At 33.8% G+C, this 4,576-nt stretch carries 5 protein-coding genes and 1 pseudogene; all 6 read left to right on the top strand.

Translation table 11 applies throughout. The features are described 5' to 3' along the window. Positions 1 to 205, top strand: a pseudogene (locus tag Q0X77_RS15290) (acyltransferase); the annotation flags it as partial. Between the two features lie 150 nt (positions 206 to 355). Beyond that, positions 356 to 892 carry a GNAT family N-acetyltransferase gene (locus Q0X77_RS15295; RefSeq protein ID WP_297708037.1) on the top strand — a complete coding sequence of 179 codons (537 nt, stop codon included), beginning with the start codon at positions 356 to 358 and terminating at the stop codon, positions 890 to 892. Positions 893 to 913: 21 nt separating this feature from the next. Beyond that, positions 914 to 1,969, top strand: a complete 1,056-nt coding sequence (locus Q0X77_RS15300; protein WP_297708034.1) for a serine hydrolase — start codon at positions 914 to 916, stop codon at positions 1,967 to 1,969. A gap of 199 nt (positions 1,970 to 2,168) precedes the next feature. Continuing rightward, positions 2,169 to 2,843 (top strand): CPBP family intramembrane glutamic endopeptidase, encoded by a 675-nt coding sequence (locus Q0X77_RS15305; protein ID WP_297798681.1) that lies wholly within the window; start codon positions 2,169 to 2,171, stop codon positions 2,841 to 2,843. 150 nt (positions 2,844 to 2,993) lie between these two features. Continuing rightward, on the top strand, positions 2,994 to 3,473 hold the full coding sequence (locus Q0X77_RS15310) for a hypothetical protein (RefSeq protein WP_297707930.1): 480 nt from the start codon (positions 2,994 to 2,996) through the stop codon (positions 3,471 to 3,473). Between the two features lie 69 nt (positions 3,474 to 3,542). Then, positions 3,543 to 4,505 (top strand): alpha/beta fold hydrolase, encoded by a 963-nt coding sequence (locus tag Q0X77_RS15315; protein WP_297707928.1) that lies wholly within the window; start codon positions 3,543 to 3,545, stop codon positions 4,503 to 4,505. The last annotated feature ends 71 nt before the right edge of the window (positions 4,506 to 4,576 follow it).

Genomic DNA, 4,576 nt, shown 5'->3' on the forward strand with positions numbered 1-4,576 from the left:
CGGGGCTATGTTAATTTTACCATTGGAGATGCCTGCTGTGTTAAAATTTATAGCTATTACGACCTTTACCGGAGTTGTCTGCTATCTTATTTATGAATTTATCCTAAGAAGGATTGTTTTCTTAAGGCCTTTGTTTGGACTAAAATGGAAATTCAATGAAAAAAGAACATCTAAAATTCTAACGAAACCCATCTCTAAAATTTGAGGAATGAAGCCACTACTAAAAGTCGTATAACAATTTATTTGTTGGCACTATGTAAACACATAAGTACAATCCCTTAAATCTATCTTTATCCGGGAAACGTAAGGGATAAACACTATTTTAGTGTGCATATAACAAGTTATAAGTAGTAAAATGACAACTCTGATAGAAACTGAAAGATTATTGTTACGGGAAATCACTCTGGATGACAAAGAGGAACTATTTAAGTTGCATTCTGATCCAGCGGTACAATATTATACGGGGGAACCTGTGGTTGAATCTATTGAAGAAATTGAAAAGGCAATAAGGGGGAGAATTAACGATTATGAGAAGTATGGATTTGGCAGGTGGGCTACTATTTTAAAAGATGGGATGCAATTTGTTGGATGGGCAGGTTTAGCATATCTGCCCGAATTTGATGAAATTGATCTTGGTTTTAGATTCTTGCCAGAATATTGGGGGTTAGGGTTAGCAACGGAAGCATCTCGTGCAATTTTGACATATGGATTTGATACTCTCAACTTAAGGAGGATCATTGCCATTGCATTGAAAGATAATAAAGCATCGATCAATGTGATGAAAAAAGTTGGGATGGAATTCGAAAAATTTGCTCCCTATGAACTTGGTAGTGAAGATGGCGTCTGGTATTGGTGTAACAAAAAACTTATAACAAAAAATAACGCGCAATAAAACACATCGTCCTGATATAGTATGACAAAGAAACAAACAAAACGAATACTCAGAATAATATTTATTATTGCAAGCATTAGCTCTTTGGCTTTCGTGCCATGGATTTTGGTAAAGGCCTGGGTTTTACCACTACCTGATACGGTTCAGGAACAAGTAAATGAAGCAATTGATCATGGGTTTGATGGAATGATTGTTTATGTGGACGAAGCAGGCAAACCACCTGCATTTTATACAGCTGGCTGGAATGACCGAAAAAATAAAATACCAGCCGACCCGCAAGCATTATTCAAGATTGGTAGTATCAGCAAGTTATATGTCGCTTTAGCCACAGCTAAATTAGTTAAAGACAACCGTTTGTCTTTGGAAAAAACCCTCGCTGATTACTTTCCGGAACTTGTGGGAAGAATTGAAAATGCAGAAAAAATCACCTTGAGATTGATGGTGCAACATCGGAGTGGCATTCCCAATTTAACGGACAGCCCTGGCTTTTGGGAAGACCCACCCAAAAGCAGTAAAGAAGCGCTTGAATTAGTACTTGACTTGCCCGCGAGCTTTGAACCGGATGAGGCTTATGAATATTCCAATACGAATTATTTATTGCTTTCCCAACTCATTGATAAGGTGGTAGGTTATAGCCATCATCAATATATCAAGGAAGAAATTTTGATACCACTCGAGCTGAACAATACTTTCGGTTCGCTTCGTGAAGTGGATATAGACGATGTGATGAGCGGCTATTACGTTGGCTTTGAGTCGGATATAAAGACTAATGATTATGGCTTAAATGGTTATGGTTCAATGGTCGCTACAGCACAGGATGTGGGTATATTCCTGAGGGCCTTAAATGATGGTTCAGTATTTGATGAAGGAGAACAGGCAATCTATTCCTCAATTTACGTGTACGAACATGGAGGTTTGCTTCCTGGATATCAGAGTCTTGCAGAATACCACAAAGACATTGATACAGTTGTTATTCAATTTGTTAATACAACTGACTTTGATGGATACAATTGGAATTTATCGCAAATAGTATATAATCGTATTGTAAAAATAGTAAGAAGTAAAAAAAGCTCATAACAATATATAAAAAATAGGTCTCAAGATGATTTCGATGTAAACATTTGTAAGCGGTTGTAATCGTATGTTTTTAGGATAGAAAACTGCTAAGGTATTGCAAGACCCTTAAATACTAGGATTTGTTATCTTAGTTCCTATAAGTGAACTATAGTGCATAATGTGCTATATACAATTGTTAGTGGCAATAAATAAAAAATAAATGACTGAGAAAATTTCAACTACAAAATTAGTTTGGTTACACCTTTATCCTGGGTTACTTATTGGGGGTTTGTATATTTTACTCACACCAAGCATTAATAATTTTGGGTACCCTTCAATAATGAGTTTGATGATTTCGGCTCTCTTGGTAAGCAGTGGTAACCGCACAATCAGAGGTATTCTGGTTAATAAGGTAATTGGAGTAAAAAAATTTATCGGATTTATAATCGGAGGAATTGTTCTGAGTTTTTTAATTGTCGGTCTCATGCAGTTTGTAGATGATTCGATTAAAAAAAATGTTTTTGATTGGCTTCCTAATTGGTACATGTACGATGAGGAATTCAAAAATGGTTATACCAAACAAGCACTGATGGTTACAGGAATATTAAGAATTTTTTTTGATGGACTAATTTTACCATACATTGAGGAAATTTATTTTAGAGGATACTTATTACCAAGAATAAAAGTAAAAGGGATTGTTACTCCAATTTTGGCCACAGTATTATTTGCAATATACCACTTTTGGCAACCTTGGAATTATCCAAGTTTGCTCATAATCTCGGCAATTCTTGTTTTTCCCGCATGGTACTTCAAGAATTATAAAATTAGTCTTTACATTCATGTAATAATTAATTTCTTGGGAGCAATCTTGTTTTATTTGATGATTATGCAATAAGAATGGGTACTGCCACTAACATCATATAAAAGCCATTAAAATATGCAATAAGAATGGGTACTGCCACTAACATCATATAAAAGCCATTAAAATGGCATTTATACCAACCGTTAGAAGCAATCAATTCATAAAAAACCAAAATATCATAACATGAAAAATATCATATTTGGTGTACTCATAGCCACCTCGGTACTCATAACTTTCGGATTTGTTTATGAAGAAAATGAATCAAGTGATACACCAGATAAACAGTGGGTCATTGCACCACGTTTTTATACTCTACAAGATGGAGTTTCTAAGGAGGAAGCTCGTGAATGGTTGGAAAATGAATACCTTCTTCTATACAGAGAATTTCCTGGTTTTAATTGCCAAGTTGGAGAACCGGTGAGTTCAGGTGGTTGGGGAACAAAAGATAATAAGGCTAAAGACAAAGGAGACTTTGTTATGGTCTATTTCTTTGACTCAAAAGAAACAAGAGATTATTACTTTCCTGAAGATGGTAGTTGGAGTGAAGCAATAGTTAACGGGATTGCAAAACATCAATCTACATTTGATCAATTATTTGGCAAATATTTCATACAAGATAAATATCAAAACGAAGAATACATGATGTTTGCATCGTCAAAATAAAAAAGCTTCTAACACTATGTAAAAATGCATTAAAACGCATTTTACATTGAACGTTAAGTGTTATCTAAAATGAAAACTATATTGACAGTATCTTTATTAATTGGATTTTTCCTGTGTGGATGTGATTCTGAAAACATTGAAATTGAGGAAGGTTATAAAAAAGTTAATGGAGTAAATCATTTTTATAAAATTGTAGGCAATGGCGAACCATTTATTTTGTTGCATGGAGGACCTGGAATGTACCATGATGAATTATTTCCATTTTTTCTTGATTTTGCGAAGTCCAATAAGGTGATTTTTTACGACCAACGGGGAAACGGAAAATCCACCTTGGAAAAAATTGACAGTACAACTTTTACTGTTGAATTAATGATTGAGGATTTGGAAGAATTACGTAAAGAATTTAGAATTGATAAGCTAAACATAATAGGTCACTCTTGGGGAGGTTTACTAGCGATGTATTATGCAGTGAAATATCCTGACAATGTTAAGCGATTGATCCTTATTGATGCAGCACCAGTAAATACTGACTTGTTGATAAAATGTTATGAAAAACAGATATCAATGTTTAAACCAGAAGAATGGGAATATTTACAAAAACTGTGGAACAGTGAAGATTATCTTGCTGGTAATCCTAACGTTCATAATGAAGCAATGAGAATATCAGAAGGAACTATTTTTTCCAATAAGGATGTGATCGATGATTATATGAAAGTCGCGGCCTTTAATGAAACAACAGCTAAAAACTCAGTTGCCCTAAATTATTTGGCTACACAGATGAAATTAAACATACATGTTCAAGATAGCCTTTCAAACATTAATTGCCCAACTTTAATTATAAATGGTAAAGATGATTTTATTGTTGAAGAAGCTTATAGATTAACAAATCAATTAATATATAATTCAGAAATTGTATTAATAGAAGGAGCAGGACATTATCCCTATATTGAAAACAAAGAGGATTTTTTTAATGAATTAAACAATTTTATAAAAAAGACAACACCTAACAATGTATCCTATGAAAAGCCCTAGTCCAGTTTCCTTAAAGATAATTAATATTTATTTTTCTTACTTAAACCACCTTTTTTTCTTTTAATATAACT

Origin of the sequence: uncultured Eudoraea sp., assembly GCF_947258925.1 — a bacterium.
Taxonomy (GTDB): domain Bacteria; phylum Bacteroidota; class Bacteroidia; order Flavobacteriales; family Flavobacteriaceae; genus Eudoraea.